Origin of the sequence: Amycolatopsis sp. NPDC051371, from assembly GCF_040682155.1 — a bacterium.
GTDB lineage: Bacteria > Actinomycetota > Actinomycetes > Mycobacteriales > Pseudonocardiaceae > Amycolatopsis.
The window spans coordinates 36,477-53,458 of sequence record NZ_JBFBAG010000040.1; the positions used below are offsets into that span (position 1 = coordinate 36,477).

Here is a 16,982-nt window from a genome sequence, read left to right on the forward strand (position 1 = left end):
GGCTGAGCCCGCGTCGCGCCCGGACGAGCGCCGCGAGTGAGTCATGTCCAGACGTGACACTGGAAGCCTGGAACGCCGCCGCCGTGGTGATGCCGCACCGGGCTGCCGCCGCGTGAGAATCGCCGCTTTCGCGTGACCTGCCGTCGGCAGGCCGCCCGGTCTTCGGCGACACTGGACGGATGAGCGACGGCAGGTGGTTCGACGGCTGGTCGCCCTGGCCCGAGCTGGCCGGGCTGGCCGCGGCCGGGCGTTCCCTGCTCCCGAACGTCCCGGTCACGCCGGGCGCCTTGGTGCGCACCGTCACCGAGCAGCTCGTCGGACGCAGGCTGACCGCCAAGGTCGACGGCCGCGACGTCGGGCTGACCCTCACCGAACTCGACTACCCGGCCGACAGCCTCCGCTTGGCCACCGGCCGCGTCGGCGACGTCCGGATCGTCGCCGAGGACGTCGACTGGCCCGAACCCGACGGCGGCAGCATTCCGCTGCGCCGGGTCACCGTGCTCGCCGAAGACGTCCGCCTCCGCTCGCTGCCCACGCCGGCCGCCAAACCGGCCCGCGTCGAACTGCGGATCGCCGTGGCCGCGGACGTGCTGCGGGAACGGGTGGCGAAGGTCCGGCCCGGGATCGTGGCCGCCCCGGCGGACAGCGGGCTGCTCCAGATCCACTGGGCCAAGAAACCGCACTGGGGCCACCTGACCCTCGAAGCCCAGGTGGAAGACGACGCCGTCGTGCTCGTACCCCGCACTCTCCACATCGGACAGCGCACCCTCCGCCCACCGAAGCGCTTCCAGCCCATCGTGCTGCCCCTGCCGGAACTTCCGCCGGGGACGAAGCTGACCAAGGTGGAACCGCGGCACGACGAACTCGTGCTGCACACCGTGGCCGAAGAGTGGCCGGAACGGCTTTCCCGTATTCCTCTCGCCGACCTGTTGAGCTGGTTGACCACCGCAGCGGTGACCCTGACATTGCCGAAACTCGGTTCGCGTCCATGAATTCAAGCTACTAGAACGCGTGTTCGAACATCATCACTCACAAGGGTAGCGCCGGAAGTTCACACGTCCCGGTCTCGCAGATACCGCGTGTGATCGGCCTGGCGGTCGACCTCGGAAGCGTAGAAGCGCTCAGCCACCCGGTGCGCCTCGGCTTCGAGCAAACCCAGCTGTGCCACCAGTTCCTCGCCCGCACCGGCCCGCCGCGAAGCGAACCACCACGGCAGATTCAGATAGATCTCCAGCGACAGCGGCAAATCCGTGCGCGCCAGGCGCACAACGGCGTGCTGGACATCGGGATCGGCCGAGAGCCGGGCAGGCTGCGAAAGCAAGTCCCGCAAGACTTCCGCGACGCGCCCCACCGTGTCCACAGTAGACGCGGGCATCCGAGAATCCTGGGAACCGACCCGGCGCACCAAAGTCTCCAGCGAAGCACGCAGCTCAGCGGAGGTATCCAGGACCAGCCGCACCTTCTCCCCCGGCGCGAGCAGGGCGCCCACCAGGTACAACGCCACCACCACGAACGGCCAGAACCACCCGACCACGCCGGTCAGGTACAGCACGACGCCGATCAGGCCACCGACACAGCCGAGAAGGTTCTTGGTCGACCCCAGATAACGCAGCAGCATCATTGGTACCCGCGGATCTCCTGGAACACACTGGACAGCTGCACCTTCCGCGCGTCGAACACCTTGCCGCCGGTGAACCCGGCGACCTGGGCCAGCTCGTCGCTGCTGCCCTCCCCGAACAGCACGGTGAACACCGGCACCTGCTTCATCGCGGGCGGCAGCGAGCCGAACGACGCCCGGAAGTCCGCCAGCGACGAGCCGTTCGCGTTCTCGCCGTCGGTCATCAGGACGATCGACGTGAACCGGTCGGGATCGCGCGCCGCCAAGGGTTCCAGCACCCGGTAGGCCTCCGAGAGGCTGTCGTAGATCGCGGTCCCACCACCGGCCGACAACCCCTCCGCGAACGCCTTGATGCGGGCCAGTTCTGTCGAAGGGTCCAGCTCCGGCACGGTGAACGTCGAAGGCCGCGAAGGACCCGTGTTGAACGGCAGCATCGTCACCTCCTCCCGGCTCCGGAACCGCCGGAACCGGCCGGCCAGGGACGTGTCCGCGCCGGTCAGCCCGACCAGCGCGCTCCTCAGCGAGTCGATCCGGTCGCCCTTCATCGACCCGGAAGTGTCGAGCACGTAGAGCGTCCGCGACGGCCGCCGGATCTTGTCGAAGTAGGCTTGGAGCAGCGCATCGACAGCCTGCTGCGTCGCCGGGAACGGCAGTTCGACGAGGTCGCGCACCACGAACTGCTGCCCCAGCGCGACGCCCGGGACCACCGGACGCCGCTGCGTCGTCTCCATGATCCGCTTCTGAACCTCGGGCGTACGCAGGTAGTCCGCAAGCCGCTGGTGCGCCGAACGCGCGTCGGAACCGGCGTCCGCCAGCAAGGAAAGCGGGTAGTCGGCCGTGACGACGCCGTCGCTCGGGTAGACCAGCGTCAGCGGCTCGGGCAGCTTCCCGGACGCGTTCGCCGACAGCAGCACGGACTCGTAGTTGATCAGCCCGTCGACCTTCTGCCCCGGGTCCTGGCCGGTCGCGCGCCGCGTGTACGCGTCCGACAGCCAGCCCGACGACCCGGCCGAAAGCGCCTGAGCGCTGAAAAACTGCTTCAGCTGCGGAGTCACCGACGCGATCTGCTGGGCGTCGATCGCGTTGCCCGCGCCGGCCAGCGCCGAAGCCACACCGACCAGCGCCGAGAACCCGGAGTTCGACGCCGACGGGTCCGTCATCCCGTACGTGAACGCCTTTTTCCCGGCCTGCGCGGCGATCTCGCCCCAGCTGACCGGTTTCCCCGCCCAGCCGAGCCGCTGCACCACGGACGACGCCAGCCCCAGCACCACCGGTGAACTCATGATCTTGACCTGGTTCCCGAGCCGCTTCGCCGCTTCGGGAATGCCCGCGGGGTAACGGTTAGAGGAGAACCAGACGGCGTCGTACTTCCCGTCGACGCTGCCGTTCGCCAGCGCTTCGGCACCTTCCAAAGTCCCGGTGAACGTGAACTTGACCGTTACTCCGGTGGCACGAGCGGCTTCGTCGAGCACCGGTTGCATGTCCGCCAGCTCGCTGCCCGCGAGGATCCGGAGCGTGCCCGGCTCGGGCTCACCCAGTGGCGCGGAAGACGGCTCGGAACACCCGGCCAGCAGTACCGCGCTCAGGACCAGCAGAGCAAGCTTCCTCATGATTCCCCCTCGTGCGAACGCCGCAGGTGGTCTTCGGCGCGGCGGATCTCGCCGGACAGCGACTCGACGGTCGCCGCCATCGCGGCGACGGCGTCGGCGCGGAACCCGTCGATCGCGTCGATCGAGGCGTAGATCCGGTCGAACGACCGGCGGATCGTCTCGGTGGCCACGGCCGGATCGCTGCTCGCCTTGCGGATCTCCGCGGACTGCAGCGTCAGCAGCTCCGAGTTCGCCCGGATCAGCCCGTCGGTGGTCGCCTGCAGCGCCGCGACCTCGTCCAGGACGTCGCGCTGGCTCGCCAAAGCGCCGCTGACCAGCAACGCGACGCGCAACGCGGACACGGTCGTCGACACCGCTCGCTCGACGCCGCGGACCAGCTCGTCGTTGTTCTTGCGCACTAAGTCCAGCGCGAGATAGCCCTGCGCGCTGACCGCGAGCTGGGTCAGCAGGTCCTGGTGGCGTTGCCGGATCGGGTACAGCACGTCGGCGCGCAACGCGTTGGCGCGCCCCGGATCCGTCAGGTCGAAGACGCCGGCCTGCGCCTCGATCGCGCCGTCGACTGCCTCGGCGAAGGCGGCCGCCTCGGCCAGCTTCCCCATGACCTTCCACAGCCGCTCGCGCTCGCCCTTGATCGCGGCGTTGTCGCGACGCAGGACGTCCTGGCGGCCGCGAAGGTCGACGACCAGCGCGTTGACCGGCTCGTTCGCCGCTCGGTACCGGTCCAGGGCCCGCTTCGCGCCCTGGGCGACCGGGAACATCCCGAGCAGCTTCCGCCCGGTCAGCGGCAGCTTCGCCGGGTCCAGCTCGGCCACGGTCCGGCGCAGGTTCGTCAGGCTCGTCGTCACGCCGTCCTGCGGGGCCGCCGCGCTGCGCAAGGACCGGTCGAGCATCGACCCCGCGACTCCGGCCGCGGCGCGCATGTCCGCCTCACCGACGGCCAGGAGCTCGTCGAGGAGGTCGGTGAACTCCGGCGACCGGACGTCCAGGGCTTCCAATCGCGAGGCGAAGGCGTCGGCGCGAACGGTGACTTCCGACCGTGTGTCGTCGCTGAGCGTGATGAGCCCGGCGGCGCGTTCGACGGGGACCGCGGTGACCGGCTCGGGTGGGGCGAGCGAGTCGTCCATGTCAGTACTGCTTGCCGACGGCGTCGAGCAGCCGCTCGAGGGTTTCGAACGACGGCGGTTCGACGGCGTCCACGAGGTCGGCCGGTGCGTGGGCCTGCGCCGCGATGTCGGCGAACAGCTGCGGGTTGGTGGTGCGGAACCCGGAGGTCGCGGCGAGTTTGCCCAGCTCAGTGTCGGTCGTGAGCAGCTGCCCGACCTTGTCGCCGTCGCCCGACAACGGGACGAGCGTGTGCTTCGAGTACACCGTCGGCGCGGTGTAGAGCATCCGCATGTCCGGCCGGATCGAGCCGTCGCCGCGCACGACCCGGTCGACGAACTGCGATTCGTAGATCAAGGCCAGCGGCGTCTTCCCCATACCCGCCGACAGGTAGTCCTCGAACGGCCCCTCGGTGCTGTTCTGCGTGTACCCCTGGTCGAGGAACAGCTTCGACACCGCCGGCAGCACCTTCGCCTCCTGGTCGGGTGTGCTGACGACGGTGTTCCCGTTGGCCACGAAGGAAACGATCGACAGGTACATCGCCGCGGAGTTCGACTCGCGCGGATCGGTCGTCGTGACCAGGACGTTCTTGCGCGCCGGATAAGCGGTGTTGCCGGGCAGCTGGTCCCAGCGCGTCCTGGCCTTCGCCAGGTCGAGGTACTTCGCGATGTCGAGGACGTCGTAGTCGCCGGCGCCCTTGTGCACCACGCCGTTCGCCTTCAGCAGCGCGACGATCGGCTCGAAGGACGCGATCGCCATCGGCGACTGGAACGGCGTGTACACCGTGGTCACCTTGCGATCGCGCTGGATCTTCTGCGCGGCGGGCGAGGACGACGGGAACGCGAACGCGTACTTCCCGAGGTCGACGGTGGTCGCGATCTGCCGCGAGCCGGCCGTGTCGACGTCGACCTTCAGGCCGTGGCGCGCGAAGGCGTCGACGACGCGCTGGTCGGTGAAGAAGGCCTGCTTCTCCGAACCGATCACGCCGCGCACCGTGGTCAGGTCGCCGCCCTGCGCGGTGTCGTCCCCGCGACCCCAGATGATCACGGCGACGACGGCCAGCAGCAGCACCACGGCCAGCCCGATGGACACCTGGCGTTTCACGAGCCACTCCCCTCGACGGCCCGTCAGGGCCTTCGCCCATTTGACGCGCGAGGGAGCCGGTTCGAAGTGAACGGCGGATGAAGGAACGGTGTCAGGTCACCGGGAACCAGGTTCCGGACGCCCATTCCGTGTCGCCCCAAGCGTTTCGCTCGTCCGGGCGTGGGTCGAGCACCAGATCCGTGTCTTCCCGGAAAACGAGCACCGGCCGCAGTTCGGGGCCGTACGGCGGCCATTCCGGGCCGTCCGCGTCCGCGACGCCGTCCCGGACGAACCGCACCCAGCTGCGGTGGATGAGCAGCGCCGCGCGCTCGCGCTTCGGGTTCACCTGGGTCGCTTCCGCGAACAACGGCAGCGGCGTCTTCCACGCCATCGTGGTCTCGGTGCCGTGGCCGCCGTCCAGCTGCTCCGGCACGCCGGGCGCGGCGATGTCGATGCGGTAGCGGTAGACGGGCGCGTGCGCGGACTGCGCGTCGGCGAGACGCTGCGTCGGGATGCCGTAGCGTTCGTCGCCCATCGCGGCGATCTTCGCGGACTTCAGGTCGGGGACGCGGCGAAGGTACGTCTCGAGAAGGTGCGAAGCGCCTTCGTCGCCGAGGATTCCCGAAAGGACACCGCTCGCGGGGGCGGTCGCGACGTCGTCGCCGAGCATCAGCGCGTACGTGCTGCCTTCGTTGCTGTTGCAGCCGACCAGCAGCGGGATCCCGGCCGCGCTCCCGCGGCGGATCGGCCCGATGGGGACCTCCGGCAGCACGCGGGGGTGCAGCGTGGGCCGCCACAGCCACAGCGCCTGGAGTCCGGTCAGGATCCGCTCCTGCGCCTCGACGAACTCCTTGGCCGGCAACGCGCGCAGCGCCTCGACGTCGTGGCAGCCGATTTCGTCGAGGAGCCGCCGGGCCAGTGCTGTCCCGGCCTCCGGCGTCGCCACGTGGTCCGCGCCGCCGCTGCTGCTGATCGCCTGGGCGAACAAGCCCGCGCCCAGCGGGCTGCCCATCAGGTTCCCGACGCTCTTCGCGCCCGCCGAGACGCCGTAGACGGTGATCCGCGCGGGATCACCGCCGAACGCGGCGACGTTGCGGCGCACCCACTTCAGGGCCTCGACCTGGTCGAGGAACCCGCACACCCCGGCGTCCGCTTCGGACTCGCCGAAGATGCCCGCGAGGTGCAGGAAGCCGAGCGAGCCGAGGCGGTAGTTGATCGTGACGACGACGATCCCGGCGCGCGCGAACTCCTCGCCGTCACCGAGCTGCTCACCGTGCCCGACGCGGTACCCGCCGCCGTGCAGCCAGAACAGCACCGGCCAGCCGCCTTCCGGAGCGGGCCCTTCCGGCGTGCAGACGTTGAGGTACAGGCAGTCCTCGTCGCACCCCGCGGAGGGGTTCATCGGGTCCGGCGGCTGCATCGCGTGGGGCCCGTACTCCGTCGCGACGTGCACGCCACCAGACAGCGACGGCGGCCGCGGCGCCTTCCACCGCAGCTCGCCGACCGGCGGACGGGCGTACGGGATCCCTCGCCACCGCCGGACGCCGTCGCCCGCCAGCCCCACCAGCGCCCCGAGCTCGGTCGTGACCGTCGGGACGGAAGCCATCAGAGCGAGGCCTGCTCGACCGTCGGCAGGCAGATCTCGAACCGGGTGTTCCCCGGCTCGGACTCGACGCGCAGGTCACCCTGGTGGCGTTCGACGACGATCTTCCACGAGATGTCCAGGCCGAGCCCGGTGCCCTCGCCGACCGGTTTCGTCGTGAAGAACGGCTCGAAGATCCGCTGCTTGATGTCCGCCGGGATGCCCGGGCCGGTGTCGCCGATCTCGACGCGGACCTGGTCGTTCTGGCCCCAGGTGCGCAGCGTCAGCGTGCCTTCGCCCTTCATCGCGCCGAGCGCGTTGTCGATGACGTTCGTCCAGACCTGGTTCAGCTCGGCCGGGTACGCCGGGATCTTCGGCAGGTCGCGGTCGTACTCCTTGACGACGCGGACGCCGTCGCCGATCTTGCCCGCCAGCATGACGAGCGTGGAGTCGAGGCCGTCGTGGACGTCGACCCACTGGTGCGGCGCCCGGTCCATCTGGGAGTACTGCTTGGCCTTGCCGACCAGCGCGGAGATGCGGGTCGTCGAGTCCTCGATCTCGCCCATCAGCATCTCGGTCTCGAGCGCGTAGGCGAGCCAGCGGACGGCGCCGTCGATGAAGGTGTCGCCGACCTGCTCGAGGACGTTGTCCAGGTCGGTCGTGGTCAGCCCGGCGCGGACGTAGATGTCGGCGAGGTCCCAGCCCTGGTCGATGCCGCGGTCCTCGAACCAGTCGGTGATCTCGTCTTCACGGTCGGCCTGCTGCATCGCGGACAGCTTCTCGGCCTGCGCGACCTGCTTGACCAGGCGTTCCTGGACGTCGATGAGCTGGTAGAGCAGCTCCGGCTCGATGTCCTTCTTCGCCAGGAAGGCGAGCTTGTGGCGCATCCCGGCGACGCGTTCGCGCAGGGCGGACGTCGCCCGGACGGCGGCCGCGGCCGGGTTGTTCAGCTCGTGCGTCAGGCCGGCCGACAGCTCACCCAGCGCCAGCAGCCGGCGGCGCGAGCCGATCACGGTGTCGCTGTTGCGCCAGCCGAGGTACATGCCCTCCAGCAGGTGCGTCGCCATCGGGAACCACCGGCGGAACTCGAAGGAGAACTCCTTCGACGGCAGCGTGAGGAACGTGACGTCGGACAGCGCGCGCACCGTGGCGTTGTAGGTGTGCTCGCTCTCCTGGTGCACGAAGAACTGCGTCGCGCCGAAGTAGGCTCCGCGCTGGTCGGACCGGTTGGTCTCCACCTCGGTGCCGCTGACCAGCCGCGTCATCCGGATCGCGCCGTGCAGCAGGACGTAGAAGCAGGTCGCCTCGTCGCCCTCGCTGATGACGGTCGAGTCGCCTTCGTACTCCTCGAGCACGGCATTGTCGGCGATCCAGTCGAGCTGGTCTTCGGAAAGGTGTTCGAAAAGGAAGAGCCCGCGAAGCTCTTCCCGCGGCAGTGCGCTCATTGTTCCTCCAGGTACCGGTGTACCAGCGTCACGGCCATCGCGCCCTCGCCGACCGCGGACGCCACCCGCTTGACCGACTGGGCCCGCACGTCACCGGCCACGAACACGCCGGGGACGGACGACTCGAGGTAGTGCGGATCACGGTCGAGCGACCAGCCGGCCGGCCGCTGTCCGTTCGCCGTCAGGTCCGGGCCGGTGCACACGAAGCCGTGCTCGTCGCGGTGGATGTCCTCGCCGAGCCAGTCGGTGCGCGGGGCGGCGCCGATGAAGATGAACAGGTGCCCGCTCTCGACCGTCTCGGTGACGCCGTTCTCGCACAGCGTGAGCCGCTCGAGGTGCTCGTCGCCGTGGGCCTGCTTGACCGTCGTGTGCGTGCGGACGTGGATGTTCCCGATGCCGGCGATCTGCTCGATCAGGTAGTGCGACATCGACGACTCCAGGGACGCGCCGCGCACCAGGATCGTGACGTCGCTGGCGTGGCGGGAGAAGAAGACCGCGGCCTGCCCGGCGGAGTTGGCGCCGCCGACGATGTAGACGTGCTCGCCCTTGCACTCCGGCGCCTCGGTCGCGGCCGAGCCGTAGTAGACGCCGCGGCCGGTCAGCTCCTCGATGCCGTCGGCCTGCAGCGCACGGTAGGTGACGCCGCTGGCCAGGATCACCGAGTGGGCGGCGATCTCGCTGCCGTCGCCGAACGTGACGACGCGGGACGAGCCGCGGACTTCGAGGCCGACGACGTCGCGCGCGGTCAGCACCTCGGCGCCGAACTTCTGCGCCTGGCGCCGCGCCCGGTCGGTCAGCTGCGCGCCGGAGACGCCGTCGGGGAAGCCGAGGTAGTTCTCGATGCGCGAACTGGTGCCGGCCTGGCCGCCGGTGGCCTTCTTCTCGACGAGCACCGTGCGCAGGCCCTCGGACGCGCCGTACACCGCGGCGCCGAGGCCGGCGGGCCCGCCACCGATCACGACGAGGTCGTAGAACTCCTGCGCCGGGCGGGTCGACAAGCCGACCGCGTCGGCGATCTCGCCGCCGGTGGGGTTCTTGAGCACGGTGCCGTCGGGGGTGACGACGACCGGGATGTCCTTTTCGGTGGCCTCCGCGGCCTGCAGGATGCGGCGGCCCTCGTCGTCCTCGACCGAGTACCAGCGGTACGGGACGGCGTTGCGCGCCAGGAAGTCTCGCATCTGGAACGACGGCGAGTTGTAGCGGTGGCCGATGAGCTTGACCTCTTCGACCGGCTTGTCGCCGACCGCCTTCCAGGTCTCGACCAGGGCGTCGATCACCGGGTAGAGCTTCTCCTCCGGCGGGTCCCACGGCTTGAGCAGGTAGTGGTCGACGTCGACGACGTTGATCGCCTGGATCGCGGCGTCGGTGTCGGCGTAGGCGGTCAGCAGGGCGCGGCGGGCGTGCGGGAACAGGTCCATCGCCTTCTCGAGGAAGGCGATCCCGTCCATCTGCGGCATCCGGTAGTCGGCGAGGATCGCCGCGACGGCGTCGCCGCGCAGCTTGATCTCGCGCAGGGCGTCGAGGGCGTCCGCGCCGGAGTCGGCGCGGATGACGCGGTAGTCCTTCCCGTACCGGCGCCGCAGGTCACGGGCGACCGAGCGGGACACGGCGGGATCGTCGTCGACGGTCATCAGGATCGGCTGGCTCACGAGATGCAGCCTACGGCGCCCGGTGGTCCGCTGGGGAGGACCGGCGTTTCGCGACCTGGACCCGCTCCAGGTCCTCGGCCACCACGATCTCGCCGTCGAACTCGGCTTTCGCTTCGTCCAGGAAGCGCGCGGGGTCGGGGTAGCGCTGCGAGAAGTGGGTCAGAACGAGCTGCCGGACGCCGGACTCGGCCGCGACGCGGGCCGCCTGCTGCGCGGTCAGGTGCCCGAAGTCGCGGGCGAGGTGGGTGTCCTCGGCGAGGAACGTCGACTCGATCACGAGCATGTCGGCTTTTTCGCTCAGCGCGTACACCGCGTCGCAGAGGCGGGTGTCCATGACGAACGCGAACCGCTGGCCGGGCCTGGGGGTACTGACGTCCTCGAGGCTGGTGGTCCCGAGCCGGCCTTCCCTCTGGATCCTGCCGACGTCCGGCCCTTCGATGCCGTGTTCCTTCAGCTTTCCGGGGAGCATCGTGCGGCCGTCCGGCTCGACCAGGCGGTAGCCGAACGCCTCGACGGGGTGGCTCAGCCGCCGGGCCTCGAGGGTGAGCTTCCCGGTGGCGATGGGGCCGTCCCCGGCGATCGGGTGTTCACGCAGGTCGGCCTGCTCGTAGAACGACGTCGCGTGCCGCATGCGCTCGAAGTAGTGCGCGCCGGAGGCCGGGAAGTGGGCGTGGACCGGGTGCTTCACCTTGTCGAGCGAGAGCCGCTGGATCACCCCGGGCAGGCCGAGGCTGTGGTCGCCGTGGAAGTGGGTGATGCAGATCCGCGTGATGTCCGTGGCCGCGACGCCGGCGCGCAGCATCTGGCGCTGGGTGCCTTCGCCGGGGTCGAAGAGGATGCCCTCGCCGTCCCATCTCAGCAAGTAGCCGTTCTGGTTCCGGTGGCGCGTGGGCACCTGGCTCGCGGTGCCCAGCACCACCAGTTCGCGGGTCGACACCCCCGCACGCTACTCAAGCGGCGGGGGCGGTGTCCCCGAGTTTGCGCAGCCGGAAGGCCAGCACCAGCAGCATGATCCCGTAGAGCAGCGCGTAGATGCCGACGAGCAGCGCGATGCCGAACGCGCCGGCGATCGGGTTGATCACGATGAGGACACCGGCGATCACGGAGAGCGCGCCGGCGGCGATGAGGAACGCCTCGCCTTGGATCTGCTTGCGCAGCCGGATCGCGGCGGCGATCTCGGCGACGCCGGTGACGATCGCCCACAGGCCGACCAGCAGGGCCAGCAGCAGAACCGTGATGCCGGGCCAGACCAGGACCAGGATTCCGGCGATGATGCCGAGCGCGCCGAGGATTCCGTAGGCGGCGCGGTGGCCGGCGTCGCCCGGGCGGAAGGCCTGCATCAGGCCACCGATGCCGTCGACGATCGCGTACACGCCGTACAGGATCGCCAGCACGAGCACGGTGGCGCCCGGCCAAATCAGGGCGAAGAGCCCGAACAGCACGGCGAACACGCCACGGACGGCGGCGATCGGCCAGGCCTTGCGGGGTTCGACGACGGAAAACGCAGCGAAGGAAGTCATGACGCCGCTCCTCAGGGTGTCCGGGGCACCCAGTATCGCGGCAAAACGCCCGGTTGGCGCGATTCACCACCCGTTCGGGCCACATCGTCCACTGTGGCCGTACACATAGGACCGGCGTGCGCCGCGGCCGCCACCACGGCGCACGCCGGTTGCTCAGGGGTAGCTGACCAGGTTGACCGGCTTGGTGCCGGTCGGGGTCGTGTCACCCGTGTTGTTGATGACGTGCGTGATCGTGCCCTGGTAGTTGAGCGACACGGTCACCATGTCGTGGAACTTGACGCCCGGGGTGTTCGGCGCCTCGAACGCGTGAGCGCTGGCGACCGAGGGGTTGGTGCTGAAGTAGCAGTAGCTGCCCAGCCCCCACGCCTCGTGGCTGGTGACGTTCGGGCCCACCTTGTAGGCGGAGTAACCCTTCGTCGACCCGTTCATCCAGCCGGCCTGGTTCGGCACGTCGTAGGGCATCTCGTTCTGGAAGAAGTACGTCCGGCCGCCGTTGCCGTTCCAGACGACCTGCGTCTTCTGGTAGTGCTCGACGAACAGGCCGTACATCGTCACGTTGTTGCCGTTGACGGTGAGCCCCGTATCGGCGGTGTTCGTGCCCCAGCCGACGTTGTTGCCGTTGTCGGCGTGGTCGGCGCGCCAGATCCACATGTGGTCGCCGATCACGTTGCTGCTGTTCACCACCAGGCTGTTCGTCGCCTTGCCGACGGCCGGGCCGCCGATCCGGAAGAACACGTCGTGCAGCGACGTCGGGTCGGCTTCGTGGTTGGCGCTCGAGCCGGCCTGGCCGACCTGCACCAGGGTGTTCGAGTTGGTCGTGCCGGCGTCGATCAGCAGGCCGGCGACCTTGACGCCGTCGACGTCGTCGACGTTCATCGCGGTGACGCCGTTGTCCGGCACCAGCGTGGCGATGCCGAGCCCGAGCACGACGGTGTCCGGCCGGGTGACGTGCAGCGCCTGGTTGAGGTGGTAGACACCCGGCGTGACCAGCAGGTTCTTGCCCGCGGCCAGCGCGGCGTTCATGTCCGCGGCGCTCGCGCCGGGCTTGGCGATGTAGAACTGGTCGATGGGGAGGGAGCTGCCGGGCGCGGTGCCGTTCGCCCAGCTCGTGCCGGACGCGTTGGTCTTCACGCCGGGGACGAAGACCTGGTAGTTGCCGGCGTTGTCGATGTAGAGGAACGGCTTCTCGCGCACGACCGGCGTCTGGCCGACCGTGGTGTACGGCGGGGCCGGGAAGGTGTTGGCCGGGGCGCCCTGGACGCCCGCGAAGACCATGTTCCAGTTCGAACCGGACCAGCTGCCGAACTGCGAGTTGCGCGAGATCCACTGCTGCTGCGAGCCGGAGCGGACCTGGCCGTCGACCTTCGTGTCGGAGATCCAGCCACCGCTGGCCCAGCCGCCGTCGTCGAGCTGCAGGTCGCCGCGGACGTGCATGCGGCGGTACGGCGCGGCCTGGCTGACCGCCCAGCGGTCCGTGCCCCCGGTCGGGTTGACGGACAGGTTCTCGGCGCCACGCCAGAAGTTCTGCGTCGCGTTCTGCGGCGGGAACCAGTCGGCCTCGACGTGCACGGCGCCGTTGATCGACACGGCGTCGGGGCTCAGGCCGAGGCCCAGCACCTGCGTGTAGAAACCGACGTTGACGTCGTTGGAGTACGTGCCGGGCTTGAACATCACGGCGTAGCGCTGGCTGCCGAACTGGTTGCGTTCCTGCTGGCTGAAGATGCTGTTGAGCCGGCTCTGGATGCTGGAGCTCGACATCGACGGGTCGAAGATCACCACGTTCGGGCCGAAGTCCGGCTGACCGGGCTGCGTCGTGTTCACGGGGTTCAGGATGAACGACTGGGCGGTGGTGCCGTTGCAGGCGTACTGCTGGAGCTGCACCGAGTCGGCGGCGGAGGCGCCGGGGACGTCGAGGCACTTCCCGCTGTTGCGGCTGACGAAGTGGTAGCGCCCGTTGCCTTCGTCGACGGCCTGCCACTGCTGGTTGGCGCCGTTCGAGTAGGACCAGAGCTGCACGAGCCCGCCGTCGGCGGTGGAGACACCGGTGACGTCCCAGGCCGCGGCGGGGTTGCCGCGGGTGTTCACCCGGAAGTAGCCCTCGCCCGTGGACTGGAACTGCCACTCCTGCGACGCGGTCTGGTTGCAGGAGTACTGCTGCACAACGGTGCCGTTGGCCGTCCCGGCGGCCCGCGCGTCGACGCACTTCCCGCTGTTGACGGCGGCCACGGTGTACCAGCCGTCCGGGGTGACCGCGGCTTGCGCTTGACTCGTGGTCACCATGCCGGCGACCAGGGCGGATGCCGCAGAGAGCAGCACCATCACCCGCCGTCTCGTCTTCATCGAAACCTCCTCTGCCGCGTTTCGCGGCGTCCGTAGAGCAGGAAACGGCAGAGGCGTGCCCGGTCTAGGGGTAGACGCGGCGTAACGGGCGGGGACCTCGGCGTCACAACCGGGCCAAAATGTAACGGCGGCCACACCACGAGGTCAATACACGACTAAAAATAAGGTGTAAAAACGCAGGTCGGCGGGTTGGGGGTTGTCGAGGCACCCCCTTCACGGGGCCTGTTCGGGGGTCGTGTAGCGTATGGCCATACGAGATGCGGAGTTCACCTTCGCCTCGGGGCTATGGCGCAGCTGGTAGCGCACCTCACTGGCAGTGAGGGGGTCAGGGGTTCGAGTCCCCTTAGCTCCACATCGTAAGGAACCTCTTCGTTTCAGTCTTTCGGGCTGGTCGGAGGGGTTTTCTGCGTTCCGGATTCGATCTTCCGTGACCGTCTACTACGGCGTGCTTGCACGCCCTGGCCGACCTGAGAGTCGACGATGCGGCCGTCGACGGTTCAACAGACCCGCAGCGGAGACATCGCGCTGAGGGTAAGCAGTCCCATGCTCTGTGCCCGTGTTTCGTTCCGGCATGGTTGAGGCACGGCCGCGCATGCTGCCGGCCGAGTCGTGGTCCACCTGCTTCTCTCGTCTCAGCAGGCCATTGGCGCCGTCGATCGGCCCCTCAGCGCCGACCAGGGCGGCGGGGCCGCTGCCCTTCCGGCGAGCCGGTCATCGGCTCGACCGGCCTTGGCTCCGCACGCTGACCGTGGGGTTGATCTCGGGCGGGCGTTGGCGGGCGAGAGCGAGGCCGGCCAGTGTCGTGACCGCCATCGCGGCGATGCCGACCAGCGCTGCGGTGGTGTAGGCGTGGTCGTTCGGGAAGAGATGACCGGTGCCGGTGGCCAGGACCAGGCCGCCTATCGCGCTGCCCAGGGCGTACCCGACGCTGCGGACGACGTAGTTGAAGCTCATCGCGCTCGACGTCTCGCTCTTGGGGGTGACTGCCAGGATGACGCCGGGCATTGCGGCTGAGAAGCTGCCGACGCCGAAGCCGAGCACGCCCATGGCCGCGAGCAGTTCGGCCAGGTTGGACCGGGCGGTGGCGAACAGGATGAACCCGCCGCCGACGATGGCGGCGCTGCCGGCCAGGAGCAGGGGGCCGTCGATCCGCGTCCGAATCCGGGGCGTGAGTTTGCCGGCGACGAACCCCAGCACCGAGAACGGGACGAGGACCAGCCCGGCGACGAAGGTCGTCAGTCCGAAGCCGTAGCCGGCGCTGTGCGGCGTCTGCGCGTACCGCGTGATGAGCGTGAGCAGGAGGTACATGCCGCTCCCGCCGACGAACATGGCGATGTTCGCTCCGGCGACCGCCGGGTGCCGTACCGCCCGGACATCGACCAGGGGCGTCTTGCTGCGCAGCTCGGAGGCGGTCCAGACGCAGAGCAGGAGCACGGCGGCGACGGCGAGGACCACCGCCACAGCGAGGTGACGGCTCCACAGGCTCCTCTGGCCGGCGAGGAACAGGACGAGGAACAGTCCGCCCGCCAGGGCGAGCGCGCCCGCCACGTTCACGTGAGCGGAGCGGCCTTCGGGAGCCGCGGGTATGGAACGCCAAGCGGTCAGGAAGGCGACCGCGGTGACGAACAGACCGAAGCCGTAGGCGGCCTGCACGCCGCCGATCTCGGCGAGCAGGGCGGTGAGCGGGTAGCCGACGCCGGCGCCGATGATCGAGACCACCGAGATCAGAGCGATCGTCGCCGTGCTGCGCTCCTCGGGAAGATGATCCCGGGCCACGCCCATCATCAGCGCCGTCAGACCGAGCCCGACGCCCTGGGCCGCCCTGCCGATGAGCAGCCACGCGAACGGCAGCGGCAGCACGGTGAGCGCACTGCCGGCGACGACGATCGCCAGCGTGGCGAGGATCGTGGCCCGTCGGTGCGGGCCGGCTCCGAGCCGGCCGAGGACGGGCGTGGCGACGGCGCCGCTCAGCAGTGCGATGGTCAGCGTCCACTGCGCGCTGTCGAGCGAGACGTGGAACGTGGTCGCCACACTGGTGATCAGCGGCGTCCCGAGGCTGGCGATCGCCGCCACGACCAGGGCGATGAACATCAGGGCGGGGACCAGCAGCCGCGCCTCGGAGCGCTCCGTCACCGCTTCGGCCCTTCTCGGTCCTGGCTTTCGAGCTCTGCCAGGTGCGCCAGCGCCGGAAGCGCCGCCACCAGGGCCTCGACCTCGTCGTCGGCGAGTTCGTCGATCAGCCGCGCGAACGCATCGACGCCCGCCTGGTGCCGTGTCCGAACGTACGACGCGCCGGCCTCGGTCAGCCACACCACCGTGACCCGCTTGTCGGACGCGTCGCCTCTCCGCTCGACCAGTCCGGACTCCTCCATCACCCGGACCAGCACGGTCATCGCGGGCTGGGTGACACCCTCGATCACGGCCAGATCGGTGATGCGCCGCGGGCCGGACCTGTGCAGGGTGGCCAGGGTGGCGGCGGACGTGATGCTCATATCGCGCGGAAGGCGTCTCACAGCCCTGGTGGCCAGCCCGTAGAGGGCCGACCCGATCGCAGCGGAAGCGCCACGAGTGGCACCTTGACGGCTCATGGGTGAAGCATACAATATTTATATGAATGCTTTATGTATCTCTCGCCCCGAACACCGCTGACGTGTCCGGCCGAACACAGGAGGTTTCCGTGGCAAAGGGCTACTGGGTCAGTGTCTACCCCGCCATTTCCGACATGGAGAGGCTGACTGCCTACAACAAGCTGGCCCGTCCGGCCGTCCAAGCCGGAGGCGGGCGGGTCCTGGCCCGCGACGGCCGAGTCGTCGCCCACGAAGCCGGAATCACGCAACGCGTCGTTCTGATCGAGTTCGACAGCTTCGAACAGGCCGTCGCGGCATACGAGAGCGAGGCGTACCAGAAGGCGCTGGTGGCCCTCCCGGACGGCGTCGAGCGCGACTTCCGCATCATCGAAGGCATCGACTGACCGACGGGCTCGGCCATCGTTGAGCGCCCGTCACAGAAGGCTTCGATGACCAGGGGCGCATCC

The 16,982-nt window shown here is 69.5% G+C and carries 14 protein-coding genes and 1 tRNA gene; 3 read left to right on the top strand and 12 right to left on the bottom strand.

Translation table 11 applies throughout. The annotated features are described in order from the left end of the window. Positions 1-179: 179 nt before the first annotated feature. Positions 180-992, top strand: coding sequence for a hypothetical protein (locus tag AB0M59_RS38160; protein WP_364625174.1), 813 nt, complete (start codon positions 180-182; stop codon positions 990-992). Between the two features lie 59 nt (positions 993-1,051). Here AB0M59_RS38160 and AB0M59_RS38165 read toward each other — a convergent pair whose 3' ends face one another. From AB0M59_RS38165 to AB0M59_RS38210, 10 genes are all read right to left on the bottom strand, one after another. Then, complete coding sequence (locus tag AB0M59_RS38165; protein ID WP_364625305.1) at positions 1,052-1,618, bottom strand: hypothetical protein; 567 nt, start codon at positions 1,616-1,618, stop codon at positions 1,052-1,054. Then, entirely contained in the window at positions 1,618-3,228 is a 1,611-nt protein-coding gene (locus AB0M59_RS38170) for an extracellular solute-binding protein (protein WP_364625177.1), read from the bottom strand. Before AB0M59_RS38170 ends, AB0M59_RS38165 begins: the two co-directional genes overlap by 1 nt. After that, positions 3,225-4,352, bottom strand: a complete 1,128-nt coding sequence (locus tag AB0M59_RS38175; protein WP_364625180.1) for a toxic anion resistance protein — start codon at positions 4,350-4,352, stop codon at positions 3,225-3,227. The genes AB0M59_RS38170 and AB0M59_RS38175 overlap by 4 nt, the downstream gene beginning before the upstream one ends. 1 nt (position 4,353) lies before the next feature. Further along, positions 4,354-5,433, bottom strand: coding sequence for a hypothetical protein (locus tag AB0M59_RS38180; RefSeq protein WP_364625183.1), 1,080 nt, complete (start codon positions 5,431-5,433; stop codon positions 4,354-4,356). A 91-nt stretch (positions 5,434-5,524) separates the two neighbouring features. Then, positions 5,525-7,018, bottom strand: a complete 1,494-nt coding sequence (locus AB0M59_RS38185; RefSeq protein ID WP_364625186.1) for a carboxylesterase family protein — start codon at positions 7,016-7,018, stop codon at positions 5,525-5,527. Continuing rightward, positions 7,018-8,439, bottom strand: a complete 1,422-nt coding sequence (locus AB0M59_RS38190; protein WP_364625188.1) for an ATP-binding protein — start codon at positions 8,437-8,439, stop codon at positions 7,018-7,020. Before AB0M59_RS38190 ends, AB0M59_RS38185 begins: the two co-directional genes overlap by 1 nt. Continuing rightward, positions 8,436-10,088, bottom strand: coding sequence for an FAD-dependent oxidoreductase (locus tag AB0M59_RS38195; RefSeq protein ID WP_364625191.1), 1,653 nt, complete (start codon positions 10,086-10,088; stop codon positions 8,436-8,438). Before AB0M59_RS38195 ends, AB0M59_RS38190 begins: the two co-directional genes overlap by 4 nt. Before the next feature lie 10 nt (positions 10,089-10,098). Further along, positions 10,099-11,025, bottom strand: coding sequence for a ribonuclease Z (locus tag AB0M59_RS38200; RefSeq protein ID WP_364625193.1), 927 nt, complete (start codon positions 11,023-11,025; stop codon positions 10,099-10,101). Between the two features lie 13 nt (positions 11,026-11,038). Beyond that, the gene (locus AB0M59_RS38205; protein WP_364625196.1) at positions 11,039-11,608 is read right to left on the bottom strand and encodes an HdeD family acid-resistance protein; all 570 of its coding nucleotides are present in this window, start codon (positions 11,606-11,608) and stop codon (positions 11,039-11,041) included. A gap of 153 nt (positions 11,609-11,761) precedes the next feature. After that, entirely contained in the window at positions 11,762-13,948 is a 2,187-nt protein-coding gene (locus AB0M59_RS38210) for an RICIN domain-containing protein (protein ID WP_364625199.1), read from the bottom strand. 279 nt (positions 13,949-14,227) lie between these two features. Here AB0M59_RS38210 and AB0M59_RS38215 point away from each other — a divergent pair. Further along, positions 14,228-14,300, top strand: a tRNA-Ala gene (locus tag AB0M59_RS38215). A 359-nt stretch (positions 14,301-14,659) separates the two neighbouring features. On the opposite strand, the gene AB0M59_RS38220 is transcribed toward AB0M59_RS38215, so the two are convergent. Beyond that, positions 14,660-16,081, bottom strand: coding sequence for an MFS transporter (locus AB0M59_RS38220; RefSeq protein ID WP_364625202.1), 1,422 nt, complete (start codon positions 16,079-16,081; stop codon positions 14,660-14,662). Beyond that, positions 16,078-16,536 (bottom strand): MarR family transcriptional regulator, encoded by a 459-nt coding sequence (locus AB0M59_RS38225; protein WP_364625205.1) that lies wholly within the window; start codon positions 16,534-16,536, stop codon positions 16,078-16,080. The genes AB0M59_RS38220 and AB0M59_RS38225 overlap by 4 nt, the downstream gene beginning before the upstream one ends. 89 nt (positions 16,537-16,625) lie before the next feature. Here AB0M59_RS38225 and AB0M59_RS38230 point away from each other — a divergent pair, with 89 nt between their 5' ends. Beyond that, entirely contained in the window at positions 16,626-16,919 is a 294-nt protein-coding gene (locus tag AB0M59_RS38230; RefSeq protein ID WP_364625208.1) for a DUF1330 domain-containing protein, read from the top strand. Positions 16,920-16,982: the final 63 nt, after the last annotated feature.

Bases quoted from the DNA above. Each gene is read 5' to 3' on its own strand.
- AB0M59_RS38165 (WP_364625305.1), bottom strand. From the start codon at position 1,618: ATGCTGCTGCGTTATCTGGGGTCGACCAAGAACCTTCTCGGCTGTGTC.
- AB0M59_RS38205 (WP_364625196.1), bottom strand. From the start codon at position 11,608: ATGACTTCCTTCGCTGCGTTTTCCGTCGTCGAACCCCGCAAGGCCTGG.
- AB0M59_RS38170 (WP_364625177.1), bottom strand. From the start codon at position 3,228: ATGAGGAAGCTTGCTCTGCTGGTCCTGAGCGCGGTACTGCTGGCCGGG.
- AB0M59_RS38160 (WP_364625174.1), top strand. From the start codon at position 180: ATGAGCGACGGCAGGTGGTTCGACGGCTGGTCGCCCTGGCCCGAGCTG.
- AB0M59_RS38185 (WP_364625186.1), bottom strand. From the start codon at position 7,018: ATGGCTTCCGTCCCGACGGTCACGACCGAGCTCGGGGCGCTGGTGGGG.
- AB0M59_RS38190 (WP_364625188.1), bottom strand. From the start codon at position 8,439: ATGAGCGCACTGCCGCGGGAAGAGCTTCGCGGGCTCTTCCTTTTCGAA.
- AB0M59_RS38225 (WP_364625205.1), bottom strand. From the start codon at position 16,536: ATGAGCCGTCAAGGTGCCACTCGTGGCGCTTCCGCTGCGATCGGGTCG.
- AB0M59_RS38210 (WP_364625199.1), bottom strand. From the start codon at position 13,948: ATGAAGACGAGACGGCGGGTGATGGTGCTGCTCTCTGCGGCATCCGCC.
- AB0M59_RS38175 (WP_364625180.1), bottom strand. From the start codon at position 4,352: ATGGACGACTCGCTCGCCCCACCCGAGCCGGTCACCGCGGTCCCCGTC.